The organism is Phenylobacterium sp. (assembly GCF_031412415.1).
Lineage (GTDB): Bacteria > Pseudomonadota > Alphaproteobacteria > Caulobacterales > Caulobacteraceae > Phenylobacterium.
Map to the genome: position 1 here is coordinate 1 of NZ_JANOCX010000320.1, position 1830 is coordinate 1830.

The window sequence follows — 1830 nt, forward strand, 5'->3', positions numbered from 1 at the left end:
CGCATGGACGCCTCCTGCAAAGCGCGTCAGCTAAAGTGGACACCGGTTTAGCGTCCGACGCGCGCCAAAAAGTAGAGACTAGGGCAGGTTCAAGTGGACCGGGTTCACTCCCCCTGAACCTGCCCTAGAAGGTGAGAACGATCTTTCCGAAATGCTCGCCGGCGGCCATGGCGGCGAAGGCCGCGCCCACCTCGGTGAACGGGAACACCTTGTCGACGACGGGCTGGATGCGATGCAGCTCCAGCGCCCGGCACATGGCCTCGAACATCTCGCGCGAGCCCACCGACAGGCCCTGCAGCCGCGCCGAATTGCTGATCAGGGCGCCGGGGTTGAGCCCCTCCCCCGCCCCGGCCACCACGCCGATGACGGCGATGTGGCCGTTGATGCGGATCGCCCTCAGGCTCTGGTGGATGGTGCCGCCGCCGCCGACCTCCATGATGAAGTCGGCGCCGACCCCGCCGGTCACCGCGCGCACGGCCTTCCCCCATTCCGGATCGGTTCGGTAGTTGTGCAGGTGGTCAGCGCCGAGCGCCTTGGCCCGCGCCAGCTTCTCGTCGGAGGACGAGGTGATGAAGGTCCGGTAGCCCGCCGCGTGGGCGAACTGCAGGCCGAAGATCGAGACCCCGCCGGTGCCCTGCAGCACCACCGTGTCGCCGGGCTCCAGCCGCGCGTCCTCGAACAGGCCGCGCCAGGCCGTGAGCGCCGCGCAGGGCAAGGTCGCCACCTGATGATCGCTCAGATAGGCCGGGACCTTGGAGACGCCCTCCTGGCTGAACAGCTGCAATTCTGAACCAGCGCCGGGGATCGGGAAGCCGAGGGACGAGGACAGTTTCTCCACTGTCGGGCGCCCCGACTGCCAGTTCTGGAAGAACAGGGTGGCGATGCGGTCGCCCACCGCCACGCGGGTGACGCCCGGCCCGACGGCCTCCACCACGCCGCAACCGTCCGAGAAGGGGGTGATGGTCCCGGCCTGGCCGGACCCGCGGCTGTACATGCCGTTGATCATCAACATGTCGCGATAGTTCAGCGAGACCGCCCGCATGCGCACCAGCACCTGGCCCGGCCCCGGCGTCGGATCGGGTTTTTCGACGACCCGGATCTGGTCGGCGCCCCAGGGGGCCGTCACTTCCAACGCGCGCACGGCGTTCCTCCCGCTTTTGTTTTGCGGCCATAGTCGCCCCATCGGGGCGGCCCGCAACCCTGTCGTGGCGTAAGGCCGAAGCCGAGGCCGTGTCTCAGCCGTCCAACCGCCGGACGCCGTGCAGCCTGACCGCGCCCGCCAGCCCGGCCAGGGACATGGCGGCCATCACGAAATAGCCCTGCGCCCCGATGCGGTCGAACAGCGCCCCGGAGACGATGGTCGCCACCCCGCTCAGCACGCCGCCGGAAAGGGCGGAGTTGATGGTCTGGGCCGCCGAGGCGTTGCTGGGCTTGGAGAGCTGGTCCACCAGCTGCAGGGATCCGATGAAGGTGGCCGCGTAGGTGAAGGTGTGCAGGGCCTGGATCGGGAACACCATCCAGAGGGGCGGAGACATGGCCAGCGCGCCCCAGCGCACCACGGCGGCGACTCCGCCCAGCACCAGCAGGTTTCGCGCGCCGAACCGGCGCCGCCAGGGCTCCATGAACCACAGGAAGATCACCTCCACCGCGACCCCCACGCCCCACAGGAGGCCGGTCATGGCCTCCGGGATGCCCTGGTCACGCCAGGCCAGGGTGGAGAAGGAGTAGTAGAAGGCGTGGGCCGACTGGATTAGGCCCGCCGAGATCACCACCAGCATGAAGTCCCGGTCGCGGAACAGCTCCCGCAGACCCGCCATCCGCTCGGCCAGG

Annotated in this window: 2 protein-coding genes; both read right to left on the minus strand. The window is 69.1% G+C overall.

Annotated elements, in window-relative coordinates; translation table 11 throughout:
* Nucleotides 1–124: 124 nt before the first annotated feature.
* On the minus strand, nt 125–1141 hold the full coding sequence (locus RMO04_RS15635) for an NAD(P)-dependent alcohol dehydrogenase (RefSeq protein WP_309645699.1): 1017 nt from the start codon (nt 1139–1141) through the stop codon (nt 125–127).
* Nucleotides 1142–1235: 94 nt separating this feature from the next.
* On the minus strand, nt 1236–1830 hold a 595-nt coding region (locus tag RMO04_RS15640), incomplete at its 5' end, for an MFS transporter (RefSeq protein ID WP_309645700.1).